Below are 25,277 nucleotides of genomic sequence, written 5' to 3' on the forward strand. Positions count from 1 at the left end.
GCCATGATACTGATACAGTTATTATAGACTTTATTGTTTTTATCGTAATTTTTTTTCATAAAAACTCGTTTTTTTTCTTGACATACTATAAATTCTATAATAAGTGTAAAATCAACTCAACCCGCACACGGAGGATCCTTGCGTCATGGAAGGCATATTGACAGTTTATAAGGCGAGCGAATACTGCAACGTCTCGCCCAAGACCATTATCAACTGGATAGAGTCGGGGCACATCCAGGCCTATAAGACCGTCGGGGGGCACCGCCGGATCAAACAGACGGATCTTATCGCATTCATGAATCGACAGGGGATTCCTGTCCCCGAGGGGGATTCGCCGGTTGACGAACGGAAGCGGGTTCTGGTGGTGGACGACGATCCCATTATTGTGGAGACCATTGTCCAGGCCCTGGAAGAAGACGAACACGATTATGAGGTGGTCTCTGCGTCGGACGGCTTTGAGGCGGGACTGCAGGTCAACCACTTCAAGCCCCACCTGATGATCCTGGATATCATGATGCCGGATATCAAAGGGTATGAGGTGTGCCGCAAGATCAAGAGCGATGAAGCAACAAAAGAAACCCAGATTATTGTCCTGTCCGCCTATCTGGATGATGAGAAATTCAAGAAGATGAAAGAATACGGGGCCGACGTCTGCTTCTCAAAACCCTTCCCCCTGCCCCAATTAAAAAAAGAGGTGGCCAGGCTGTTGGGATTGACCACGGACGGTGAGCTGCCGTAACAAGACATTGTGGCCTGAACAACCCACAATTCCTATCTGGCTGCCATAAGGAGAAAGCGGATGAAGCTAAAGGACTCCCTCGATAAAAAACGATTTGTCGTGACCTCGGAAATCCAGTCCCCTGTCGATGGGGGCCCGGAGGCGCTCATCAAGAGCCTGGAACTGGTCAGGGGCCGCGTTGACGGCGTGGCTGTTCCGGAGTTGGATATAGAGGGGGTGGTGGGAGACAGCGTCAGGACCTGCCATCTTCTGAATCAGAACCGGTTCGAGTCCATTTATCAGACCACCACCCGGGACAAGAGCCGGCCCCAATTACAGAAGGACCTCCTGCTGGCCCATGACGCAGGGGTTGAAAATCTCCTTGTCTTTACCGAAGACTACCGGATCACCGGAGACAGCCTCCAGGAGATGATGTTTTTCCATGTGGATGCCGGGAAACTGGCCTCTGTGTTGGACCATATGCGCCAAGGGAGCACTGTGGATGGGAAGGAACTTCCGTCCAAGGCCGATTTTGTATTGGGTTCGGGGGTCGAATCTGCGTGGGGAAAGAACGTTCCCGATCTGGAGATGAAGGAGTTGGAAGAGATGACACGGATCGGGACGGGATATTTTCTGACCACCCCGGTATTCGACCTGGGCCGGTTTGAAAAATTCATGAAACAGGTCAAGACGTTCGGGATACCGGTCATTGCGGAGGTAATGATCCTGAGGACCGCCGGCATGGCGCAGTTTTTGAACCGCCATTTCAAATCGGGGTTGATCCCTGACTGGATGATCAAGCGGTTGGCCAGGGCCCCGGATCGACAGAAGGCCAGTATCGACATCTTTGCGGAGACGGTCCAGGGCCTCAAAGACCTCTGCCAGGGGATCCACATCATCACCATCGGGGGTGAAGAAAAGCTGAGGCACTATCTGGATGCGGCCAAATTAAGGTAGGCCCAGCAGTATGCAGTAGGGAGTAGCAGTATGCAGTAGGGAGTAAGGAGCAGGCAGTAAGCAAGAACGAGCATCCAGTATCCAGCATCCAGTATCCAGTGACCAGTATCCAGGACCAGGAGAAACGCTCGTGGAAGAGATCTCCCTCACCATCAATGGGACGCGGATGAGCTGCCCGCCCGGGACCACCGTCCTGGAGGCGGCAGAGGAGCACGGGATTCCAATACCCAAACTCTGTCACCATCCCGACCTCAAGCCGGTCGGGGCCTGTCGCCTATGCCTGGTGGAGGATGAAAAGAGCGGCCGGATCATGGCATCCTGCGTCACTCCGGTGGCCCCGGACATGGAGATCCGGACAGACTCCTCCCGTGTGATGCGACACCGGAGAAACATCCTTCGTCTGATGATGGCCGAACATCCCGAGTCGTGCCTGGTCTGCAGCAAGGGAAACCGATGTCAGTTGCGCGAGCTTGCCGGTCAGATGGGACTGGGGGAGACCGGGCTTTATCCCACCCCCAATTACAAGGCGATCGAGCTGGCCAACCCGTTCATCATTCGGGACCTGAGCAAGTGTATCCTGTGCGGAAGATGTATCCGTGCAGACCATGAACTGGTGGTGGCCGGGGCCATCGACTATCATATGAGGGGCTTTGCTTCGCGACCGGCCACCCTCTACGATCTTCCCCTGGAATCCTCTTCCTGCACGTTCTGCGGAACCTGTGTATCCATCTGTCCCACCGGGGCACTGACGCCCAGGATGGGCGGCCATGTGGGGACGCCCGAGCGAGAGGCGTTGACCACCTGCGGTTTCTGTGGGGTGGGCTGTTCCATCCGCATCGGGGTGGCCGGGCAAAAGGCCGTAGAAATAAATCCCTCCGGTCTTCCCGGTTCCGTAAACGCCGCCACCCTTTGTGTTCGAGGGCATTTTGCACACGACTTCCTCAACAGCCGCGAGCGGTTGACGCAGCCCCTGATCCGCAGGGACAACGACCTCACCCCGGTATCCTGGGATGAGGCCCTCGATTATGTTGCCGGCCGCCTCCTGGATATCAAGAAAGAGGACGGCCCTCAAAGTATCGGCTTTTTCGGGTCTTCAAAATGCACCAATGAGGAAAACTACCTCTTCCAGAAGCTGGCCAGGGTCCTGGTGGGTACAAATAACGTGGACAATGGCGGATTCATGGCCGGAAGGGAGGCCCTCCAGGTGGTGGAAGAGAAGACAGGCGGCAGGCGGCGCCCCACCCGGCTCGCGCATCTCGAGAAGGCCGAAATTATTGTCGTGTTGGGGGCCGACCCGGGGCACTCCGCCCCGGTAGTCGCCTATCACCTCAAAAGGGCCGCCCAAAAAGGTATTCCCATTATAGGGGTGGACCCTCGAAAAACAGACCTCTTCCCCTTCTCTGCACTCTGGTTGACCGTTGTCCCGGATAAGGACGCCGAACTGATCACCTGCCTCGCCGCCCTCATGTGGAAGACATTTGCCCATGATCCCGGATTTATTGAACGATCTACAGAAGGCTTCGGTCCATACAGCGAGGCCCTTTCCTCCTTCAATCCTGAACGGCTCTGCATGGCGAGCGGATCGGAGATGGGAGCTCTGACAAAGGCGGCAGACCTCTTGAAGGGGAAAAAGATCAGCTTTGTGGTAGGTCATGGGATCACCCAGCACCGCCATGGGGTCCAGGCAATGGAGGCCGTTTTAAATCTGGCCATGATGACGGGGAGTCTGGCCCGTGAACCGGCGGGGCTCTATCTGTTGGCAAGGGAAAACAATCAGGTGGGGGCATGGGATATGGGGACCGTGCCCGATACCCTTCCGGGCCGTACGCCCCTTCACGAGGACTCGCGGAGAAGGGAGTGGGAACGGGCATGGGGGGTGCGGATCTCGCCGGATCAGGGATTAAATGGGGTGCGGATGATAGAGGCGACTGAAAAGGGAATTCTCAGGGCCATGGTGATCATGGGAGAAAATCCGGTGCGAGGCCTCCCTCAACAGGAACGGGTAGCGGCGGCATTGAAGGGCCTGGATCTCCTGGTGGTGCAGGATATCCTCCACACCGAAACCAGCCGGTTGGCGGATGTGGTTCTCCCGGGCGCCCCCTTTTCCGAGAAGGGGGGCTCCTTTACCAATATGGAGGGCAGAATCTCCTGCTTCACTCCGGTGGTACCTCCGCCCGGAGACGCCAGACCCGATTGGGAGATCCTGGACCGTTTAGGGGTGAAGATGGGATATCCCAAGGCCTATGGCTCCCTTGATGCCATACGGGCTGAAATCGCACGCCTGATTCCGATGTACGCCGGTCTCAGGGAAGACTCCGGAAAGGCCTGGACCTGGATCCGTGAAACCCAAACCAGGAGACCTTTTCGGTTTTCTCCCCTCCCGGCCGGCGATCGGGAGGAGATGGACGACGACTATCCCCTGACCGCCATTCTGGGATCACAACGCCTTCACCTGGGAAGCGGGACCCGTACCGGCCGTTCCAAACGGATCGCCGATTTTGGGCTGAACAACGAGGTGGTCTTATCGCCGGCTGACGGGGACCGGCTGAACCTCCATACCGGGGACCGGGCTCGTGTGCAATCCCGCTTGGGCGCCCTGATCCGGGAAGTCCGCATAGACGACACCTTACAAGCCGGACAGGTCTTCATCCCCACGGGCTTTCATGAAAACGATGCCATGAATCTGATTGAATTGACAGCACCGGGGACCGGGTCATGGCAAGGATTCAAGACCTGTCAGGTCCGGCTTGAGACACCGGGGGTGGGAACATGATGCCGCAAGAGATCGACTGGACCCGGATTTCATCCATCATCGAAAAACACAAGGGCGAGCCATGGGGCCTTATCCCCCTCCTGCAGGATATCCAGGAGGCCATCGGATACATCCCGCCCAAAGCCATAGAACCGATCAGTGAGGCCCTTCATCTTTTTCCCGCCCAGGTCCAGGGCGTGGTCACCTTTTATGCCGGGTTCAGCACCACGCCCAAAGGGAAATACGTGGTCAGGGTCTGCCGGGGAACCGCCTGCCATGTAAAGGGCGGAAAGAGCATCCTGCGGGTCATGAAAAAGGAGTTGGGCCTCGAGGAAGGGGAGACCAGTCCCGATTATCAGTTCACCCTGGAGACCGTCGCCTGCCTGGGCGCCTGCTTTCTGGCCCCCACCATGATGGTCAATCGGACCTATTACGGAAGGCTTTCCCCTCCCAAGGTGAGCACCATATTGGCCCAGTTCCGCAAACAGGAAAGAGAGTCGGAATAAGGCATGGAAAAGCTATCATCCGTTGGACAACTGGAATGGCTCCGCAACCGGATCCTGGCTCAGATGGACGATCGGAAGACCGTGGTCCAGGTCTGCATGACCGGGTGCCGGGCCTACGGGTCTGCAGATGTCAAATCCTCGCTGGAAGCCGAGGTCGAGCGACAGGGCCTTTCAGACCGGGTGGAGATACGGGCCACCGGGTGTCATGGATTCTGCGCCAAGGCCCCGGTGATCGCCATTGAGCCGATGGGGATTCAGTATCAGGAGGTGGGGCCTGAAGATGCGGCGGAGATCATCGACCGGACGGTGAAACAGCGTGGTTTGATCGACCGTCTCGCCTATCACGATCCGAAGACGGGAAATCCCATCTTCTACAGGAATCAGATTCCCTTTTACAGCAAACAGGAGAGACGGATTTTGGCCAACTGCGGCCGCATCGACCCCACCCGGATCGAGGATTATATCGCGGCGGGCGGCTACCAGGCCATTATCAAGGCATTGACCCGAATGACCCCTGAAGAGGTGATCCAGGAGGTGATCACCGCGCAATTGAGAGGGAGGGGCGGCGCCGGCTTTTCCACCGGACTCAAATGGCGGTTTGCACGCCAGGCCCCGGGCCGGCCCAAGTACATCATCTGCAACGCGGACGAAGGCGATCCAGGGGCGTTCATGGACAGGGCCATCCTGGAAGGGGATCCTCACGCCGTCCTGGAAGGGATGCTCATCGGGGCCTACGCCATCGGCGCCGAACACGGGTATGTATATGTGCGTGAGGAATATCCGATTGCAGTGGAACATCTGACCATCGCCCTCGAGCAGATGACCGAACTTGGGCTCCTGGGCCGGAATATCCTGGGAACCGGATTCCATTTCGATCTCAGATTAAAGATGGGGGCCGGGGCCTTTGTCTGCGGCGAGGAGACCGCCCTCATGGCCTCTATTGAAGGAAAACGGGGAATGCCCCGGGCCAGGCCGCCCTTTCCCGCCCAGGCAGGGTTAGGGGGAAAGCCCACCAACATCAATAATGTGGAGACCTGGGCCAATATCCCCCCGCTCATCCGGAGGGGGGCCGGATGGTACAGCGAGGTGGGAACCGAGAAAAGCAAGGGGACCAAGATCTTCTCCCTGGCCGGAAAGGTCAACAACACGGGCCTGGTGGAGGTGCCCATCGGCGTGACGGTGAGAGAGGTGGTCTTCGACATCGGGGGCGGCATCCCCAAGGGGAGACAGTTCAAGGCCGTGCAGATGGGGGGCCCCTCGGGCGGGTGCGTGCCGCCTCAGCATCTCAATCTCCCGATCGACTACGACACCCTGCAACGTATCGGCGCCATCATGGGTTCCGGCGGCATGGTGGTCATGGACGAAAACAACTGCATGGTGGAGATCGCCCGGTTTTTCCTGAGCTTCACCCAGTCGGAATCGTGCGGCAAGTGTGCGCCCTGCCGGCTGGGCACCACCCAGCTCCTGGAGATCCTGACCCGGATTACCCAGGGCCGGGGGAAGATCACGGATATCCAGACCATCCGGGACCTGGGGGAGACCATCACCGAGACGGCCCTCTGCGGCCTGGGCCAGACCTGCGCCAAGCCGGCCCTTTCCACGCTCAGGTACTTTTCAAAGGAGTATGAAGACCATATCCTGGAACAGCGCTGCGCAGGGGCCGCCTGTGACGCCATGGTCATCTCGGCGTGCCAGCATGCCTGCCCTGCCGGGATCGATGTCCCCAATTACGTTGCGGCCATTGCCAGGGGAAACAATGAAAAGGCGGTCGAGATTATTCGGGAACGGAACCCTTTCCCGGCCGTGTGCGGACGCATCTGCATTCACCCCTGTGAATTCAAATGCCGGCGCGGCGAACTGGATGATCCCGTTGCCATCCGGTCCCTCAAGCGCTTTGCCTCGGACTGGTACTTTCGGAACATCGGGAGGCGGGAGGCCCCGTTTCCCGTGACCAGGTCCGGGAAGGTCGCCGTGGTCGGGGCGGGTCCCGCCGGTCTGACCTGCGCCTATTTCCTGGCCGAGATGGGGTATCGGGTCATCGTGTATGAAGCCCAGCCCGTTGCCGGCGGCATGCTGGGCCTGGCGATCCCTGAATTCCGGCTTCCCCGGGACGTTATTCAGGAGGAGATCGCCTATATCGAAAGCTGCGGGGTAGAGATCCGCTACAACTCGCCCATAGATGCCAAACACACGGTCAACGACCTCATGAACGAAGGCCACGACGCCGTGTTTATCGCGGCCGGGGCCCAGGCCAGCAGACGGATCGGGATACCCGGCGAGGAAGAGGGCCTGGAAGGATTGGCCTACGGTCTGGCGTTCCTCACGGATGTGAGAATGGGAAGGCCGATGGAACTGAAAGGAAAAACCGTGGTGGTGGGAGGGGGGAATGTGGCCATCGATGTGGCCAGGACCGCCCTCCGGACAGGGGCCGGGGACGTACAGATATTCTGCCTCGAATCCCGCCAGGAAATGCCGGCATGGGAAAAAGAGATCGAAGAGGCCCTCGAGGAAGGAATCGTCATTAACGCGTCGTGGGGGCCTCGCCGCATCCTCAGCGCGGAGGGTCGCGTAACCGGCATTGAATTTGTCCGATGCATCTCGGTGTTCGATGAAGAGGGAAAATTCAATCCCCGTTTCGATGAGTCCGCCACCCAGATCGTTGAGGCCGATCACGTGTTCATCTCCATCGGCCAGGCCCCGGATCCTTCCTTCCTCTCGGAAGACGGGCAGTTGGAAAGGGCCCTGTGGGGAACCCTGGCGGTAAATGAGAACACCCTTTCCACCAACATCAAGGGGGTCTTTGCCGGCGGCGATTTTACCACCGGACCCACGTACCTCATCAGGGCCATTGCCTCGGGGAGAAGGGCGGCCTTGGCCATCCATCAGTATCTGGAAGGGGATACCGGGAGGATCCGGATCCCGGATGAAAAGACGGCCCTGGCCGAGGACGCGGGCCTGGCCCTTGAACAGGAAACCGTTGAAGATCGGCCCAGGATTCAGGTGGCGCTCGAAACCCCGGACGACAGGGTGAAGGACTTCAGGGAAATAGAGAGGGGATTCACGGCAGAACAGGCCATCTGGGAAGCCGGTCGGTGTCTCAGGTGCGATCTGGAAAAGGAGAGGAGTCGCTCATGATCAGATCCATTACCCAGCAAAAAACCGAAGCGGAGCTGGATCAACTCCTGGACGGCCTGGCAAGGGTCTTTATCATCGGATGCGGGACCTGCCCCACCATGACCCATACGGGGGGCCTTCAAGAGGTGGAGGCCATGAGGAAACAGCTCTCGGAAAAAGGGAAGATGGTGACCGGAGACACGGTCCTGGCCGTGGCCTGCGACAACCTGACGCAGGAGGCCCTCGACCAGTACGGCACCCGCATAGACCAGGCGGATGTTCTCCTGATCATGGCCTGCGCCTTCGGCGTTCAGAATATCGCCAGGCAGTCCAAAAAAATGGTCGTCCCTGCCCTGGATACCCTCTTCATCGGAAAGGAGACCCAATCAGGACAATTTGACGAGGTCTGTACCCAGTGCGGGGACTGCATCCTGGGCGAGACCGGCGGGATCTGCCCGGTCACCTCCTGTCACAAGGGCCTGGTAAACGGGCCGTGCGGAGGCACCAACAACGGGAAGTGCGAGATCGACAGCGACAAGGACTGCGCCTGGACCCTCATCTATAACCGGCTGAAGGACCTGAACCGGCTCGACGCCATGCGGAGGCTTCAGAAACCCCGAAATCATCAGGCAGCGCTGCGGCCGGGGAAGTGGAGGCTGGATACTTGATACTTGATACTTGATACTTGATACTGGATACTGGATGCCGGATACTGGATGCCGGTCGTAGCGAAGCGGAGATCCCGCTGAAAAGCGGGACTGGATGCTCGTTTCCGGGTACTGCCTACTGCCTACTCCCTACTGCATACTGCTACCGGCCTTTCCGTCCGCTGGTTTCAGATACTTGGGTCCGGCGAACAGCTGATGGGTCATAGCTGATAGCTGATGGCTAACGGCTTAACAGCTTAGCGGCTCAACCGCTTCATCACCCTGCGCCTGGCGCCTGACGCCTTGCGCCTTAACCTTTACCTGCCACACGAGGTCTGTCATGGTTTCCGCATTTAAGAAGGCCCTCGACTCGGGGAAATTCGTTGTCACCTCCGAGGTAGCGCCCCCAAAGGGAACGAACCTGGACAAGATGGCCCACCACATTGAACTCCTCAAAGACCGGGTGGATGCCATGAATGTGACCGATCATCAGAGTTCGGTCATGCGATTTCCTTCGCTGGGGGGGGCGCTCCTGGTGAGGGAAATGGGCGGGGAACCCATCTTGCAGATGACGTGCCGGGACCGCAACCGGCTGGCCCTCCAGGCCGACCTCCTTTTTGCGCATCAGCGGGGTATCCATAATGTCCTCTGCCTGACCGGGGATGCGGTCATCTTCGGCGACCACAAGGAGGCCAAAGGGGTCTTTGACCTCGATTCCAGCCAACTGCTCGCCGCCATTCGAAGGCTGGAGAAGGGAGAGGACCTTGGCGGAAATAAGCTGGAGGGGGACCTCTCCTTCTGTGCCGGGGCCATTGTCACCCCCGAGGCCAACCCCCTGGAACCCCAGCTCGTCAAGTTTGAAAAAAAGATCGAGGCAGGGGCCGAGTACATACAGACCCAGGCGGTCTACGATCTGGACCACTTCAAGGGGTTCATGGACTATGCCCGGCAATTCCCGGTCAAGGTCCTGGCAGGCATCATCCTACTTACCTCCGCCCCCATGGCCCGCTTCATGAACAAGAACGTGGCCGGGGTGAACGTTCCCCAGGCCCTCATCGACGAGATGGCCGCAGCGCCCAAGGGGAGGGCACTGGACAAGGGAATCGAGATCGCCGGCCGTATGATCAAACGGGTCAAAGACGAAAAGATGTGCCACGGCGTGCACATCATGGCCATCGGCAAGGAAGAGCTGGTCCCCGACATCATGTCCGCTGCAGGCCTGGGCTAGGCGGGTCAGAGGATATACACCGGTTCGCGTAAGATGAGATCGATCGCCTCGCCGGCCACGGATGCCAGTCGGGGGTGGGTCTCACGGAGATCCGCCACCTGCCTGAGATGGTCTGCGGTCCTCATGATGAGCGATGCCATGTCGCCTTCGTCCGCGGACACGAAGCAAAGGAGTTCCTCCCACGCCATCCCCCTTGCCCACATGAAGAGGGCGGCCGCGGGCCAGAACATGATGGGAGGGTTTTGGAAGCCCCGCGACGCCTTCAAGACCCGTATCTCTTCGATATGGTCCAGCAACCGATTGAAAATTGTCTCGATCTTGCTCAGATCCACCACGCCTTTTATCTTCAGTTCCATTTCCTGACCCCGGTCCCATACAAACGGCGCCAGCCCGCCGGCCAATTCCGCGGGCGAGATCTCATTATACGCCCCTTTTCGTATGGCTTCGGCAATCAGGAGCGGCTGATCCAGCCTGAGGTTGGAGGCCCACTGACCGTCAGGGGTCAGCCGGTCCGTCTCATCCACAAAGCCGGTCTCCTTCAGGAATCGGAGCTGGCGCTTGAAACTGAGCCACAACCCGCCCCAGGCCGTCTCCGGACGCTCCGTTGAGGCACGAAATTCAGCCAGGAGTTTCTGAAGCCGCCCACCCCTTATCCGGTGGCAGAGCCTGGAATGGGGGCATCCCTGACATGGCAGCGATTCCAGCTTTTCCCGCGCCTTCCGGATGGATTCACTCTCCCGCCCTTCCCTCCCGTCAGGAACCTCTATCGCGGTCAATCTGTCCCTCGGAACCGCGTCCAACAGGAGGTCCAGCTTTTCCCGGGAATAGTCTTCGGGCAGATCCACCCGATAATCGTACACCGCCTCGATCTGACTCAGATCGACCCGCCGCAGTTTGAGCTGTCGTTTTCCCTTTGGATCCTGGCGTCTGATATTATGAGAGGCGCAGATAAATCTTCCCTCGTCGGAATAGGTCTTGAACACCACGTAGATATTCCCGTTTTTGTGGAGAAACAGCCTCCCCGGCGTCAGCAGATCCTTGTAGGCCTGGACAGACCTGTCATGGGGCCGGGTCCGGGTCGACTTCCTGAGAGTCCTCTGCAGATCGGACTGCGTCCGGATATATTCCATGATCCCGAACGGGTCGGTAATGTCGCATTTGGCCTCCGGAAGGATCCTGGCCAATTCCGACACCATCTCCGCCTGCCGTCTTTTCTGGGCGTCTCCGGACTGATTCTCCTGATACGCGGCAAAGGAACGATCCAGGAGGTCCTTGACTTCAAGCGGGGTATGGGAGAGGAGGAGGTTGAGGGTCATGGAAAAGTTGATCCGAATCTGGCTCTGGAGGGGATCGGGTGAAGAATCCAGCAATTCATGGATGAGTTGCGGGTCCTGATAGGGGCCGGGAATGATCAGGGCAAATCCGATATTGTCCTTCCCTCTCCGACCTGCCCGTCCGATCATCTGATGGAGATCCGTTGGGGTCAGATCAGCAAATTCCCGCCCGTTATAACGGTCACTCTGAAGGATAACAACGGTTCTGGCAGGGAAATTAACACCGGCCGCCACCGTGGAGGTGGAAAAAATGGCCTCCAGCAGACCCTTGTTCATCATCCCCTCGATCACCATCTTCCAGTATGGGAGCTGTCCGCCGTGATGTGATCCCACCATGGCACCCAGAAGCGGTTTTATCTGGCGGTGGTTTTTCAGGTGAGGATAGTCTTTTAGAAATCCTTTCAGTATCCCTTTCATCCGCCGCGCCACGGCATCCGGTTTATCCACGGCCGGGCAGGTCAGGAGGGCATGGTCGCAATCGGCCCTCGACTTGAGAAAAAAGATGGCCGGCAGGAGGTCTATCTCCCTCAGATAACGGACAATCTTTCCGAAATCAATCCTCTCATGCCGTCCCCGCCCGAATTTTTTCTTTGACCCCAAAAACCCTTTCACCTTTGGGTTCAATCCTTTGCGGGTGCCTAAAGGGGTGATCAGCCCGTCAGGAAAGAGAAACAACGTCTCCAGCGGAACCGGGCGCTCCTCTGCCCGCACCACCCGGTTAGGGGCCTTTCGAATGGTCCGCAACCAATCGCAGACCTCTTCCGGGTTGGATACGGTGGCGGACAGGAGGAGGAGCCTGACCCTCGACGGGAGATAGATAAGCACCTCTTCCCACACCACCCCCCGATCCGGATCGCTCAGATAGTGGGCCTCATCCAGGATCACCAGATCCGACTGGATGCTGAATCCCTTGTGCATGGCATCGTAGAGCTGGTTCCGGAGAATCTCCGTGGTCCCCACCACGATGGGGGCGTCGGCATTCTCTTTTCGATCTCCGGTAAGGATACCGCAGTAAGGGGGCCCGAACCCCTGGCAGAACTGCTGGTAAATGGAGTTGGAGAGGGCCTTCAGGGGGGAGGCATACCAGACCCTCCGGTCTTCTGAGAGAAACGAACGGATGACTTCTGAGGCAATCCAGGTCTTTCCTGAACCGGTAGGCGCGCTGACCAGGACATCGTACTCCCTGACCAGTTCAATGGCCTCCACCTGAAAGGGATCGGGTGAGAACGGTTCCTCCTTAGGGATCCCGATCTTCTGAAACGATGCCTTCAGGGCGGGGTCTATCTTGGGCTTTGAATAATCGGCCTCGTCCTTCTCCCGATGTCTCTTGCCTGAAACCGGGCGTTTGGGTCTGTAATAATGTTTTTTTAATGCCACAAGGCCACACGGGTCAGCTGGGGGTTTATCGGGCTTATTGAGTTCATCAGGTTTGTTGAGTTCATCGGTTTTTTTACGGAGGCGCAAGGCCTGTTAGCTGTTGGGCTCATTAGCTGCTGAGCTGATAAGGAGAGAGACTTCGCGCCAGAACTAAAGGCTTAACAGCTTATCAGCTATCAGCCATGAACCAGTATCCAGAATCCAGCATCCAGTATCCAGTATCCAGCATCCAGTCCCTCACGCCACCAGCTCGGCAGCAAGCATGTCCATGTCTTTGAGGTTCCCTTTCATGGCCTCCCCCGCCTGAACGGACTCCAGCACCTCCGTCATCCCCTCAACCATGGGCTCACAGCCCCGGGTGATCCGGAGGCTGTTGATATAGACCTTCTCCATTGCTTCCCTGGCAAAGATTCTTGCCGCGGCCTTGATGAACGCCGGGGTGCAGGTCCGGCCCCCTTCATAGACCGCAGCCTTGCGGCAGAGGGCGTTCCCGACCTCGGTCCAGGTCATCATATCGGCCAGGAGGAACATCACAAATTGGGATTTGGTGAGCTTCTCTTTCCTGGCGGCCAGGACTACCGCATTCATGGCATCTATTGCCCTGGCCAGGATGGGGCCCCCGGTCTCTTCGGGCAATCCTGCCAGCCGTTCGGCCATCTCCCGGTAAAACCCGCCCTTGGAGCGCACCGTGCTTCGGAGACGAAACATGGAGATAATATTGCGCTGGATCTCGCTGGTCCCTTCATAGATGGGGAGTATTTTGACGTCCCGCTTGATCTTTTCCACCTCATACTCCCGCATGTACCCGTACCCGCCAAAGGCCTGAATCCCGTCATTGGCCATGGCGTCGCCCGCCTCGGTGGCGAAATATTTGGCAATGGATCCCTCCACCTGAAGGTCTTCCTCGTCCGTATCCAGCCTGCGGGCCACCTCCTCGATGTATGCCCGGGCCGCCTCCAGCTGGACCGCATGGGGGACCAGGAGCCGGTGGGTGTATCCCTGCTTGGAGGCGAGGGGGGTGCCGAACTGGATGCGCTCCTTGGAATACCGTACCGTCCTTTCCAGGGAGGCCATGCCCCCGCCCAGGCCGAATGTGGCCACCATGAGCCGGGTATATCCGAAGACCTTGTTGGCCTCTTTCAGACCCTGGCCTTCCACGCCCCCGATCAGGTCCTCCACGGGCAAATACAGGTCTTCCAGGGTCAGGGCGCAGGTGTCCGAGGCCCTGATGCCGTGTTTGTCCTCGTGTTTTCCGGGGATGAGACCTTGGGCCCCGGCCTCCACAATAAAAAAGGACGGACCGTCCGGGGTATCCGCAAGGATGGTGTAGAGCTGGGCCACGCCGCCGTTGGTGATGAACTGCTTCTGGCCGTTGATCCGGTATCCCTTGATCCGGCCCTGGTCGTCCAGGACCCGGTCGGCCCGGGTCTTGAGGGACTGGACATTGGAACCGGCCTCGGGTTCGGTGACGCCGTAGGCCACAATAAGGCCCTTCTCGGCAATCTTTGTGATATATTTTTCCTTCTGGGCGGTGGTTCCGCCCACCCGGATAGGGTCCATTCCCAGGCATATGGCCAAAAACGACGTGGCGATGGCGAGATCCATCTTGGCCATCCGTTCAGATACCAGGGCGATCTCCGTGGCGCCGGCGCCCAGGCCGCCATAGGCCTCCGGAATAAAGATCAGATGCAGGGCGATATCCGGGCCCAGCATGAACCGGATCAACTCAGTGGGAAACTCCCCTGCCCGGTCCATCTCCAGCTTTGTCTCCAACGGGAGTCTCTCTCTCTCGAGTTTGTCAATGGTATCAAAGACCATGGATAACACATCCGGATCCATTTTCGTCGCTTGCGTCATGAACACTCCTCCAGCCAATGATTTTATGCACCATGTGCGTCGGCCGGACTGGGGACCGGCCTCATGTGAAAGGATTTCCATGTATTATTGAACTAAATAGGGCGATCGTCAAGGTCAAAAAGGATCGTTGCGCTGTAACCGCCGCATCCATTGTTATTCCGGAACCCGTGCAGAGATCTCTTAATTGATTGACAAGGGACCCAGGATCTGGAATTCTTGTCCGGTCCTTACAGGAACGCCGTTGTTCCTGCCCGCCCGGAGATGCGGGCACCCTCCCCTTGGACGCTTTTTAAGAGAGCAGGCCATGAAGTTATCCATCATTATACCGTGCTACAATGAAAAACCGCATCTTCCCGAGTTGATCTCCCTTGTCAAATCCTCCCCTGTACCTGAAAAGGAAATCATCCTGGTGGATGACTGTTCCACGGATGGGACCACGGAGCTCATCAGGACCCGGATAGAGGCGACTGTGGACAGGGTCGTCTTTCATCCCGAGAACAGGGGAAAAGGGGCGGCCATACGGTCCGGGCTCGATTGCGTGACGGGCGATATCGTCATTATCCAGGATGCCGACCTGGAATACGACCCCATGGAATATCCCAAGCTGATGGGGCCCATTGTCGAAGGGAGGGCCGATGTGGTCTATGGATCCCGCTTTATGGGCGGCGATCCCCACCGGGTCCATCTCTTCTGGCATTATGTGGGGAACAGAATCCTCACCCTCCTCTCCAATATGTTCACCAACCTGAATCTCACCGACATGGAGACCTGCTACAAGGTCTTCAGAACAGAGGTTATCAAGGCACTGACCATCCAACAGGACCGATTCGGCATCGAGCCGGAGATCACGGCCAAGGTCGCCAGGGCCAGGTGCCGCATCTATGAAGTGGGGATCTCTTATTACGGGAGGTCATACGGGGAAGGGAAAAAGATCGGATGGAAAGACGGGGTAAAGGCCGTCTATGTCATCCTGAGATACGGCCTCTTCAGGTAAGGCCGAAGGGAGCAGGGAGCAAGGGGTAAGGGGCGGAGAGCTCGACCATCCGGTATCAAGTAGGCAGAGACTGTACACAGTAGGCAGTGGGCAATAACCGGAAACGAGCATCCAGTCCCGCTTTTCAGCGGGGCTCATCGCGATCACTCCGGAAACGGCAATTCGCCAAGGGCCATCCGGACGAGCTGGGTGATGAAGATCGGTTTCAGATTCTGCGCGTCGGCCCCTTTCGCCAGGGTCGCCATGCAGAGGGGGCAAAGAAAGACCATGGCCTCTGCCTGGTGTTCGGTCGCGTCCTTGAGATTTCCCGCCATCAGGGGCTTGATCCGATCCGGATAGATCCGCGAGAACAACCCTCCGCAGCACAGGGCGGATTCTCGATCATACGTCCTTTCCACCCGTTCCACGCCGATACGCTCAAACAGGTCGTCCAAGACCGGCTCTATCTCGGGGGAATACCGCGACGCGCACGGCCGCTGATAGGCGATCCTTCGATTCAAGGGCGACACCTGATCCGGGTGGGCCTTAACATAGTCCCTCATATATTCGATGAGATGCGTGGCCTTGAAAGGAACGTCGATGCCGTATTCCGGCACCTTGTTGAGCATGGCATGGCAGTCTGCATGGAGAAACACGATCTCCCGGGCCCCGAGGCCGGCCAGCCGATCGATGAATTCTTGTGCATGCGCCTTTAGAGGGCTGTCCATGCCGATATGGACATACCCTAAATAGCAGAAATATTCACCTCCCTTGGCAACGGTCATACCGTCGAACATCCGGCCTTCCACGGATCCGGGAGGGAGGGCAGGGTCCATGACGCAGAGGGACAGCACAGGTTTGGATGCATCGCCCCCGATCACCGCGGAAGGCATGGTTCCGCCGGCATCCATAAACTTCCGCATCTTTTCGGGTATGGGGAGGGATTGATGCACCTCCTGGAGTCTGTTGATCAGATCGAACGGATTGGCGCCCGTGGGGCAGTATTCGTTACAGGCACAGCAGGTCACGCATTCCTTCAGAATCTCGGCCGGTCTTCCGGCCATCAGTTCCCGGATCTCTGAAACGGCCCTGTCCTGATCAAAGTCCACATATTGACACCGAACCAGACACTCCCCGCAAAGATTGCATTTTTCCGCTTCCCACATCTTAAGATCTCCTTTTTTAGAGCCGTTTGCCCGTTGGTCAGAGCGCCATCTCTGACAGTTCCTTTTACTTCTCTGATGTGCTATGTTCCCCGGGTACTCATTCAATCGCCGGAAAACAGGGCATCATGGACATATCAGAAGCCCGCGGGCTTGTCAAACAGATAACCGGTCCGGGGTTGCCCTGCCATCCGGCCGGACAAGAGGAGGAAAAGAGGATGGCCCGATGGGCGCACGCCGATATGGCAAAAGAGATGGAGACCTATGGATACGATGCCGTGGTCAAGAGCCACTGCCGCATGTGTCACGGCGGCTGCGGGGTCCTGGTCTATACCAAGAATAACAGGGTAGCCAAGATCGCCGGAGACCCCGACTGCCCCATCAACCACGGGACCCTCTGCAGCAAAGGGCTTGCATCCGCCCAGTTGGCCTACCACCCGGATCGACTGACCCACCCGGTCAGGAGAGTGGGCCCCAAGGGGAGCGGCAAATGGGAACGGATCTCCTGGGATGAGGCCCTGGATGCCATTGCCGAACGGATGCTCTCTTATAAGAAAGATTTCGGGGCTGAATCCATCGTCATGGGATATGGCACCGGCAGGGAAAACGAGGCGGTGATCTATCGGTTCGCCAACCTGTTAGGCTCGCCCAATGTCCTCACGGCCGGTCATTTCTGCTACGGCCCCCGCATCGCCACGAGCATCATTACCTGCGGCACCAATCCGATTGCGGACTATGAGAACCATCCCCACTGCATCATGGTGTGGGGCAACAATCTGGTGATCAGCAATCCGGATTGCTACAAGGGCGAACCCTTCTCCGTCAGTCTCAACAAGGGGGCCAGGCTCATTGCCGTGGACCCGAGACTTACCCGTATTGCGGCCCGGGCGGATATCTGGCTTCAACTGAGGCCCGGGACCGATACGGCCCTGGCCCTCGGGATGCTCCATGTGATCGTCCATGAAGGGCTCTACGACAAGGCGTTTGTTGAAAACCATGTGTATGGGTGGGAGCCCTTTGTCCGGAGGGTTGATGAATATCCCCCCCACAAGGTGGCGGAGATCACATGGGTCCCAGAAGACAAGATCCGGGAGGCCGCGAGGCTGTTCGCCACCACCAAGCCCGCGGTCATCCAGTGGGGCGTGGCCATCGAGCAGCAGATCAACTGCGCGGACAATAACCGGGCCCTGATGGCCCTCATGGGCATCACCGGCAACATCGACGTCCCCGGCGGACAGATGCTGTTCCAGCAGCCGCGGATCCGAAACGTGGGGCACTTCGGGGCCCATAGGTCGCTTCCCGATACGCAGCGAGAAAAGCGGCTGGGAGGCGACCGGTTCCGTCTGGGCGGCAACTTCGCCATCATCAACCCCAAGTGCGTGTGGGACGCCATCCTTACGGAGACGCCCTACCCCGTCAAGATGCTGTTTTTTATCAGTTCCAATCCGGTCATGACCCGGGCCAATGCCCGGGAGGTCTACCGGGCCCTTGAACAGGTGGAGTTCATGGCGGTGTCCGACTTTTTCATGACGCCGACCGCGGCCCTGGCCGATATCGTCCTGCCGGCCGCCACCTGGCTGGAGATGGATTATATCGGGGACTTCTGGAAACGGCACGGCTACCTCCTCCCCCGCCGAAAGGTCATCCAGGTGGGGGAATGCCGATCGGATCACGAGATGCTCAATGACCTGGCCCATCGCGTGGGCCAGGGCGAGCACTGGTGGGACAGCTTTGAACAGGCCCTCGACTGGATCCTGGAGCCGATGGGAATGACCTGGCAGGAGTTCAAGAAGATGGACTACCTCAGGGGGGAGGTGCAATATCAAAAATACAGGACCCGGGGATTCTCAACCCCCACGCGGAAATTCGAGCTCTATTCCACCCTTCTCGAAAGCTGGGGGTACGACCCCCTCCCCCGGTTTAGGGAGCCCCCCGAGAGTCCTTACAGCACCCCGGAACTCTATACCGCCTATCCCTACATCCTCATTACCGGGGCCAGATCCCCGGGCTTTTTCCACTCGGAAAACCGTCAGGTCCCCTGGCTCAGGGAGCTTCATCCCGATCCGGTGGTGGAGATCCATCCCGATACCGCGGCAAAGGAAGGGATTGAAGAAGGAGACTGGGTGATCATCGAATCCCCCCGGGGGAGAGTGAGACAGCGGGCAAAACTCTTTGCCGGCATGGATCCGAGGGTGGTATCGGCCCAGCACGCCTGGTGGTTCCCGGAAAAAGAAGGCCCCGGGTACGGCTGGGATGAATCCAACATCAATATATTGACGGACAACGCCTATGCATCCTGCGATCCTGCCATGGGCGCCACCCACGTGCGGACCCTTTTGTGCAGGATAACCCCTGAAAAAGACAGCGGAGGCCCTCTATGAAACCCTATGCCCTCATCATCAATCATGACCTCTGCTGGGGATGCCGGACCTGCGAGGTGGCCTGCAAGCAGGAAAACAGGGCCCCGGACGGCATCCGGCTCATCTCCGTATGGGAGGACGGCCCCACAATGGCGGACGGCAGAATGGATATGACCTTCAGGGTCTCGATCTGCCGGCACTGCGACGATCCCCCCTGTGCGGATGCCTGCCCCGAGGAGGCCCTCATCCGGAGGGAAGACGGCATTGTGGTCCTGGATGATCATTGCTGTTCGGGATGCGGCGCGTGTGTCGAGGCCTGCCCGTATGACGCCATCACCTTTGACGACGTCGATGGCGTGGCCCGGAAGTGCAACCTCTGTCATCACCGGGTGGACCGGGGGCTGGTGCCTGCCTGCGCGGACAACGTCTGCCCGGCCCACTGCATCTACTTCGGGGACCCCAAGGAATCCCCATGGGGCCTTCCTCGATAGACCGGATCTGGGCAAGGCGTCTTCTGCTTTTGCCCAGCCGATCCTCAACCCACAGGACCCATGCCCCCACGGGCACACTACAAACATGAGGTACAAATCCTCTCCGGATGCTTTTTGTCGGTAGTGACGTGTAAGGCGTTTGGCGGCATGGGGTATTACTGGATCGGGGCCAGCAGCCGCGCTACGCGTACCGCCAGCCGAAACCAGAGGCGCCGTCCGGTCAGTTCCCCCGGATCGATCTGACGGGACTGTGCCAGGTCGTCCCGGAACATGGCCTCCACCTCCCCGGCAAAATCCGTGTCGTTTACCACAATGGTAATCTCAAAACTGAGCCGGAAAGAACGGTTGTCGAGATTGGCCGTCCCCACTGCGGCCAGTTCATCATCCACCAGCAACACCTTGTGATGGAGAAACCCGGGCTGATAACGATAGATCTTCACACCGGCCTTTTCAGCCTCCTCGATATAGGAAAAGGACGACAGATAGACAAGGAGATGGTCGGCCTTTTCCGGGAGCATCAATCGAACATCCACTCCCCGCAGGGCGGCCAGCTGAAGGGCGCTCACAATCGGAGCGTCGGGCACAAAATAGGGGCTCGCAATCCAGAGCCGTTCCCGCGCCCCGTTGATGGCTTCGAGGAAAAAAAGGCCGCACGTTTCCAGCTCGTCTGCCGGTCCGGTGGGGAGGACCAGGATGTTCTGGTTTTTTTCCGGGGCAGGCTTCGGTTCCCAGTCGAGGTCCGGGACCTCATGAACCGCCCAGTACCAGTCCTCCACAAACACCAGTTGGATGCCCTGGACGCAGGGGCCGAAAAGTTCCAGGTGCGTATCCCGCCACAACCCCAGCTTGGGGGTCCCCTCGATGTATTCGTCCCCCACATTCAAGCCGCCTACGAATGCCGTCCGGCCGTCGATGACCACGATCTTCCGGTGATTTCTGAAATTGAGCTGAAACCGGTTGGCCTTGCCCTTTGTGGAATGAAACGGGCTGACCTTGACGCCGCCATTGCGGAGCGTTTCGATATAGGTCCTCGGCAGGGCAAAGCTGCCGATTTCATCGTAGAGAAGGTAGACACGGACCCCGCTCCGGGCCTTCTTGATGAGCCGGGACTGTAATTCCCGGCCGGCAATGTCGTCTTCCAGGATGTAGAACTGGACCAGGATGTAGGACCTGGCCGAGTCGATGCCCCTGAAAATGGCCTCGAAGGTCCGTGGTCCGTTGATGAGAAGCGTGGCCCGGTTGGAGTGGGTAAAGGGCATCAGGGCCAGCATCTCAAGGGCCCGCCAGCTCTCGCGACCCGATGCCATGGACGCCTGGAAAGTGGGGCCGAATACGGCCATCCGGTCCACGATCAGTTTCAGATCGCGGTTGTTGCTCCGGCGGGCCGCCACATATCCGTTGAACCGGCTTCTCCCGAAGACGATATAAAGCGGAAGGGCCACCAGAGGGAGGGTGATCAGGGCTACGGCCCAGGCAATGGCCCCCTGGGCCGTGCGGTTCCTCATGACCGCATCGAGTGCCATGACCACGGCCGCTATATAAACCGCCCCGGCCAGAAGTCCGAGTTCGGCCGCCAAATGTTCCGCCAGAAAGGATGTCATCGGTGTAACCCCTCTTTTTCAGATAAGAACTCTACCGGCATGCCACGTGAGGGTCAAGACAAAAGAAAGCCGAGAAGCATATCCAATGCCCGCTCATCCGGACCGCCGTTCAGAACTGCAGGCCGAAAAATTCAACTTTCCTTTTGAACCGATACATACTATAAACAAAAGGGACCATGCGACGGCAACGCCATGGGCGGCGCCTCGGCGATGGGCGACTAAGCCCATTGATTCAAGGAGCGGCAGAAGAACGGATAATGAAAGATCACCTTGTCTGCCCCAACTGCGGGAAAATCGTGGAGAGATACCGGAATCCCTTTCCCACGGTGGACATTATTATCGAGATGGACCCGGGCCGTTCAGCAACCCGGGCCCCCGGTTCAGGACCTTTCATTGTCCTGATACTGCGCAAAAATCCGCCTCCGGGCTGGGCCATTCCGGGCGGCTTTGTGGATTACGGAGAAAGTCTCGAGTCAGCGGCCATAAGAGAAGCAGCGGAAGAGACATCCCTTGAGGTGGAGCTGTTGTATCAATTGGGGGCCTACTCTGACCCGTCACGGGACCCGCGGCATCATACCATTTCAGTGGTCTTTGTCGCCAGGGCCACCGGGACCCCCAGATCGGCTGACGATGCAGCGGATATCGGCATCTTTGATCGGGAATCACTTCCTGAATCTCTTGCCTTTGATCACAAAAAGATTTTGAGCGATTATTTCAAGCAATGGCATTCAGACGGCTGAGATCCTTCCTTTTCCTGACATTACTCCTCTTCCTATTGTTCGCCGGATCAGTACTTCTTGCCCATTCCCTCATCCAGAGACCGTCGGTTCAGGAGTATCTGCTGAATCAACTCTCGAAGGCCGTGGGATACGACATCCGGGCGAATCGGATGCAACTCCTCTTGTGGAAAGGGGTGGGGATCCGGGCCCATGATGTTGAGATAGGGCCGCCCGAAGGCCCCAAAATATTCGCCGCATCCAGGGTCATCATCACCCTTTCCCTCCAAAAGCTGGTCAGGGGTCGGATTGTGCCCACCGGGCTCACCCTTGAGGGGCCTCAGATAGATCTGGCCATGCCTGGTAGCTGGGAGTTTACGCCATCCGGCGACAGTGCGTTTCCGGGGGACGCACTCCTGGAGGCATGGGTCGCATTTCCCTATGTTACCCTGGAACAGGCGCGTGTTACGATAAAAGGGATGCCCTTACAGACCAAGGCCCTCTTCATCCGTCTATCCCGGAAATCCAAGAGTCCCGTTGCATTCGATGTGAAGCTGAACGGCATTATTGAGTACGACGGGGAGCCGGTTTCCCTCGTTGCGAAAGGGACCATTACTGCCGACAACACCGTTGGAATGTCAGCCCGGATAACGCTGAAAGCGACCGGAATCCCCCTGTCACCGATCCGGTTGCCTGATCTCCCGGTGAAGAGAGGGACAGCGGACATAGAGGCAACCGCGGCAGGGTCCCTTAAGGGTGCATCCTGGGCAAAAGGAAAAATCACCTTCAATGATCTCGACTTCATGATTATTGACGACGGAGACAAAAAGGCCTTTTCTTTTGACAGACTCCTTCTCCCTTTTGAGGCCTCCTATGCAGACGGCACCCTGCAAATCCCATCCTTCCGTGTAGAAGGTTTCGGCTTCACCCTGGATGCCGGCTCCAGACTCGATCTCACGGACCGATCGAATCCTCATCTGGACCTCAGCGTCCAAAGCCGGAGCATGCCGGTTGAGACGTTTCAAAGGATCTTCCCCTCATCGCTCCTTCCCCAGTGGGTGGATGTCCGGCTTTTCCCCATATTTTCAGGCGGCCAGGTCCGGGTGGACCGCTTTTCCCTCAATGGAGATCTTCATCAGATCGCGGATCTCGATCTTCCGAAAAACGCCGGGGCCCTCCTGTTGCGGCTTGCCTGCAGCGACCTCACCGCATTCAAGGATGCAGGGGGCATACCGGTGGAGGGGGTCTCGGGAAATCTGGAAATAAAAAATGGCGCGATCCGCGCATCCGGCATCAAGGGCCGCTTCGGAAATTCGCACATACAGAAAGGCGCCCTGAACGTGGACAGCCTTTATGACGATGCCCCCAGCATCCACGTGTCCGCGGCCGGATCGGTTGATATTGTTGACCTATTGCAGCAAAAGGACCTGCCCCTTATTCCCGATGAGGTGCGCCGGCATCTTGAGGGATTCTCCTCCACCACCGGAAAAATCGCCGGAAATATCGAGGTAGGCTATGAGAAAGGCTGGCCGTATCCCAAGATGCTGAATGGGCACCTCTCATTCAGAGAGTGTGCCGTGGCCAGCAGTGCCGGAGTCATTTTTCCGGTGTTCCTGAAAGAGGGGGAACTGATCGTTGAAGGAACAGAGAAAAGGCGATTTTCGGTAAGGGGTCGGTGGGGCAGATCTGCCGTAGACGCCTCCGGCCGGATCGGGGGGTCCTGGGAGACCGGAAACGCCGACATCGTTGCACAGGCAGACCTGGTGGAGTTGATCGGGCATTTTCACCCGGATCTTCATTCGACGATCTTTTTCAGAAGACCGGTACCGTGCCGATTGACCCTTGTCAAAGAGGAGAAGGACTGGCGCTTCAATGGAAGCCTCGACCTGAAAGACATCTCCCTTGAAACAGATTCGATGATTATCCAACCTTTCGGGGTCGAGGGGGACCTGGGGTTCAGCGGAAGTCTTGATCCGGGGAAGACCTTCCGTATCTCGAATCTGACATGCACGGCAGGGGAATCGTCTTTTGGATTGAGCGGCACCTATGACCTGGCGCAAGAAGGCCGGTTCGATCTCAATCTATCCACCGAGACACTCCGATTGGAGGACCTGGGCGTTCATTTCAAGAAGGGAAACCTGCGGGGAAAGGGGACGCTCGCCTTTGATGCGGCCATCAAGGGAACCCGGTCCCAACCGAGGATGGCAATCGTAACCGGAGAGGCAAGGGCAAACGACCTTTCTTTTGCCGCCAAAGATTTCCCCCACCCGGTGGAAGAGTGCAATTTTGTCTTGAAATTTCATGAAAAGGGCCTTGCCATTGAATCGCTTGATCTGAAATTGGGGAAAACCCCGTTCCACGTCGAGGGGGAGCTCCAGGGGTGGGACGGGATGAGGGGCGATCTGACGATCCGATCTCATTTTCTGGATTTCTCCGATCTGATTTCCCCTGAGGTGATCGCCCATTTTAAGCAAAAACCCGAGGCGACTCGAGATGGCATGGTCTCCGGCCAGGGTCCGGCCCCCTCTGCGTGGCGGAAAGGCGCGGGTCGGTTCATGGAAAAGTCGGACATCCATCTGGATATTACGGCATCCAACGGACAATGGGAGGGATTTCCCTGCGGTCCGCTCAGGATGGAGTGCGCCCTCCGGTCGGGGGATCTCTATCTCAGCCGATCCAACGCGGAATGGGAGCATGGAAAACTCCTCCTGAGAGGACACGTAAAAAGAGGAATATCGCCTGAAATGCTCTTTTCCGGATACATCGATATGATCCGGCAGCCCTTGGGAGAACTCCCCCGGTCCCTTGATTTCATTGCCTCCCGTGCCGATGGCCTGTTGAGCGTGGAGGCACTCCTGTTCGCAAAAGGGAGCACCATAAAAGACCTCCGTTCACAACTCAGCGGCAGTGTCAATGTCCTGGTCGATCAGGGCGTGTTGAAGAAATCCCATATCTTTATCAAGATCCTGGATTTTCTGAGCCTGCAGCGGATATTTGAGGTAAGGCCGGCCGACCTGTCAAAGGGAGGAATCTATTTCGAGAGCATCGGCGCGCACATCGATCTGGTTAAAGGGATTGCAAAGTCAGAGGACGTTGTTATGCGGAGTCCGGTGTTTAACGCGGTGGTTACGGGGGAAGCCGACCTGCGTACGGCCAGGGTAAATGCGGAGATAGGGATCCAGCCCCTCGGGACGATTGATTTTCTGGTGAGCAAGGTCCCGGTGGCTGGATATCTCCTGACCGGGGACAAAAAATCCCTTTACGTGGAGTACTTTAAGGTCCAAGGGCCGTTTTCCGATCCGGACGTGCGGTATATCCCCTTGAAAAGCCTTGGGAACGGCACATTCGGCGTTCTGAGGCGCCTCCTCCTGACCCCGAAACGGATATACGAGAGCATATCAGACGCGGCGCGCGACTTCGAGGGGGACGGCTACCCTATCCCCGATGAACACCTCGACCCTAAAAAAGATATGGGAGGCTGAG

The 25,277-nt window shown here is 58.0% G+C and carries 16 protein-coding genes; 12 read left to right on the forward strand and 4 right to left on the reverse strand.

Annotated elements, in window-relative coordinates; all coding sequences use genetic code 11:
- Positions 1-145: 145 nt before the first annotated feature.
- The 7 genes from K9N21_15760 (at position 146) to K9N21_15790 (ending at position 9,922) form a co-directional block, all read left to right on the forward strand.
- Positions 146-739, forward strand: a complete 594-nt coding sequence (locus K9N21_15760; protein MCF8145372.1) for a response regulator — start codon at positions 146-148, stop codon at positions 737-739.
- A 60-nt stretch (positions 740-799) separates the two neighbouring features.
- Complete coding sequence (locus K9N21_15765; protein MCF8145373.1) at positions 800-1,675, forward strand: methylenetetrahydrofolate reductase; 876 nt, start codon at positions 800-802, stop codon at positions 1,673-1,675.
- Positions 1,676-1,805: 130 nt separating this feature from the next.
- Positions 1,806-4,448: a molybdopterin-dependent oxidoreductase gene (locus K9N21_15770; protein ID MCF8145374.1), complete on the forward strand. Its 2,643-nt coding sequence runs from the start codon at positions 1,806-1,808 to the stop codon at positions 4,446-4,448.
- On the forward strand, positions 4,445-4,933 hold the full coding sequence (gene nuoE, locus K9N21_15775; GenBank protein ID MCF8145375.1) for an NADH-quinone oxidoreductase subunit NuoE: 489 nt from the start codon (positions 4,445-4,447) through the stop codon (positions 4,931-4,933). Before K9N21_15770 ends, nuoE begins: the two co-directional genes overlap by 4 nt.
- 3 nt (positions 4,934-4,936) lie before the next feature.
- Positions 4,937-8,068 (forward strand): FAD-dependent oxidoreductase, encoded by a 3,132-nt coding sequence (locus tag K9N21_15780; protein ID MCF8145376.1) that lies wholly within the window; start codon positions 4,937-4,939, stop codon positions 8,066-8,068.
- Positions 8,065-8,715, forward strand: coding sequence for a methylenetetrahydrofolate reductase C-terminal domain-containing protein (locus tag K9N21_15785; GenBank protein ID MCF8145377.1), 651 nt, complete (start codon positions 8,065-8,067; stop codon positions 8,713-8,715). Before K9N21_15780 ends, K9N21_15785 begins: the two co-directional genes overlap by 4 nt.
- Before the next feature lie 319 nt (positions 8,716-9,034).
- Positions 9,035-9,922 carry a methylenetetrahydrofolate reductase gene (locus K9N21_15790; protein ID MCF8145378.1) on the forward strand — a complete coding sequence of 296 codons (888 nt, stop codon included), beginning with the start codon at positions 9,035-9,037 and terminating at the stop codon, positions 9,920-9,922.
- A 5-nt stretch (positions 9,923-9,927) separates the two neighbouring features.
- Here the strand turns inward: K9N21_15790 and K9N21_15795 are convergent, their stop codons facing one another.
- A complete protein-coding gene (locus tag K9N21_15795) occupies positions 9,928-12,633 on the reverse strand; it encodes a DEAD/DEAH box helicase (protein MCF8145379.1) in 2,706 nt (901 codons plus the stop codon).
- 237 nt (positions 12,634-12,870) lie between these two features.
- On the reverse strand, positions 12,871-14,490 hold the full coding sequence (locus K9N21_15800) for an acyl-CoA dehydrogenase family protein (protein MCF8145380.1): 1,620 nt from the start codon (positions 14,488-14,490) through the stop codon (positions 12,871-12,873).
- 304 nt (positions 14,491-14,794) lie between these two features.
- On the opposite strand from K9N21_15800, the gene K9N21_15805 reads away from it, so the two are divergent.
- Positions 14,795-15,484, forward strand: coding sequence for a glycosyltransferase family 2 protein (locus K9N21_15805; protein ID MCF8145381.1), 690 nt, complete (start codon positions 14,795-14,797; stop codon positions 15,482-15,484).
- Positions 15,485-15,627: 143 nt separating this feature from the next.
- On the opposite strand, the gene K9N21_15810 is transcribed toward K9N21_15805, so the two are convergent.
- Positions 15,628-16,629 (reverse strand): (Fe-S)-binding protein, encoded by a 1,002-nt coding sequence (locus K9N21_15810; protein ID MCF8145382.1) that lies wholly within the window; start codon positions 16,627-16,629, stop codon positions 15,628-15,630.
- Positions 16,630-16,754: 125 nt separating this feature from the next.
- On the opposite strand from K9N21_15810, the gene K9N21_15815 reads away from it, so the two are divergent.
- Both K9N21_15815 and K9N21_15820 read left to right on the forward strand, forming a co-directional pair.
- A complete protein-coding gene (locus K9N21_15815; protein ID MCF8145383.1) occupies positions 16,755-19,007 on the forward strand; it encodes a molybdopterin-dependent oxidoreductase in 2,253 nt (750 codons plus the stop codon).
- Positions 19,004-19,477: a 4Fe-4S binding protein gene (locus tag K9N21_15820; GenBank protein MCF8145384.1), complete on the forward strand. Its 474-nt coding sequence runs from the start codon at positions 19,004-19,006 to the stop codon at positions 19,475-19,477. Before K9N21_15815 ends, K9N21_15820 begins: the two co-directional genes overlap by 4 nt.
- A gap of 155 nt (positions 19,478-19,632) precedes the next feature.
- Here the strand turns inward: K9N21_15820 and cls are convergent, their stop codons facing one another.
- The gene (cls, locus tag K9N21_15825) at positions 19,633-21,078 is read right to left on the reverse strand and encodes a cardiolipin synthase (GenBank protein MCF8145385.1); all 1,446 of its coding nucleotides are present in this window, start codon (positions 21,076-21,078) and stop codon (positions 19,633-19,635) included.
- Positions 21,079-21,332: 254 nt separating this feature from the next.
- On the opposite strand from cls, the gene K9N21_15830 reads away from it, so the two are divergent.
- Together K9N21_15830 and K9N21_15835 are read left to right on the forward strand one after the other, a co-directional pair.
- Positions 21,333-21,818, forward strand: coding sequence for an NUDIX hydrolase (locus K9N21_15830; GenBank protein ID MCF8145386.1), 486 nt, complete (start codon positions 21,333-21,335; stop codon positions 21,816-21,818).
- Positions 21,800-25,276 carry an AsmA-like C-terminal domain-containing protein gene (locus K9N21_15835; GenBank protein MCF8145387.1) on the forward strand — a complete coding sequence of 1,159 codons (3,477 nt, stop codon included), beginning with the start codon at positions 21,800-21,802 and terminating at the stop codon, positions 25,274-25,276. The genes K9N21_15830 and K9N21_15835 overlap by 19 nt, the downstream gene beginning before the upstream one ends.
- Position 25,277 lies beyond the last annotated feature (1 nt).

It is taken from the genome of Deltaproteobacteria bacterium (genome assembly GCA_021737785.1).
GTDB lineage: Bacteria > Desulfobacterota > DSM-4660 > Desulfatiglandales > Desulfatiglandaceae > AUK324.

Excerpts from the sequence above, each read along its gene's own strand:
- K9N21_15760 (MCF8145372.1), top strand. The coding sequence starts at position 146 with ATGGAAGGCATATTGACAGTTTATAAGGCGAGCGAATACTGCAACGTC.
- K9N21_15765 (MCF8145373.1), top strand. The coding sequence starts at position 800 with ATGAAGCTAAAGGACTCCCTCGATAAAAAACGATTTGTCGTGACCTCG.
- nuoE (MCF8145375.1), top strand. The coding sequence starts at position 4,445 with ATGATGCCGCAAGAGATCGACTGGACCCGGATTTCATCCATCATCGAA.
- K9N21_15780 (MCF8145376.1), top strand. The coding sequence starts at position 4,937 with ATGGAAAAGCTATCATCCGTTGGACAACTGGAATGGCTCCGCAACCGG.
- K9N21_15785 (MCF8145377.1), top strand. The coding sequence starts at position 8,065 with ATGATCAGATCCATTACCCAGCAAAAAACCGAAGCGGAGCTGGATCAA.
- K9N21_15790 (MCF8145378.1), top strand. The coding sequence starts at position 9,035 with ATGGTTTCCGCATTTAAGAAGGCCCTCGACTCGGGGAAATTCGTTGTC.
- K9N21_15800 (MCF8145380.1), bottom strand. The coding sequence starts at position 14,490 with ATGACGCAAGCGACGAAAATGGATCCGGATGTGTTATCCATGGTCTTT.
- K9N21_15805 (MCF8145381.1), top strand. The coding sequence starts at position 14,795 with ATGAAGTTATCCATCATTATACCGTGCTACAATGAAAAACCGCATCTT.
- K9N21_15810 (MCF8145382.1), bottom strand. The coding sequence starts at position 16,629 with ATGTGGGAAGCGGAAAAATGCAATCTTTGCGGGGAGTGTCTGGTTCGG.
- K9N21_15815 (MCF8145383.1), top strand. The coding sequence starts at position 16,755 with ATGGACATATCAGAAGCCCGCGGGCTTGTCAAACAGATAACCGGTCCG.
- K9N21_15820 (MCF8145384.1), top strand. The coding sequence starts at position 19,004 with ATGAAACCCTATGCCCTCATCATCAATCATGACCTCTGCTGGGGATGC.
- cls (MCF8145385.1), bottom strand. The coding sequence starts at position 21,078 with ATGACATCCTTTCTGGCGGAACATTTGGCGGCCGAACTCGGACTTCTG.
- K9N21_15835 (MCF8145387.1), top strand. The coding sequence starts at position 21,800 with ATGGCATTCAGACGGCTGAGATCCTTCCTTTTCCTGACATTACTCCTC.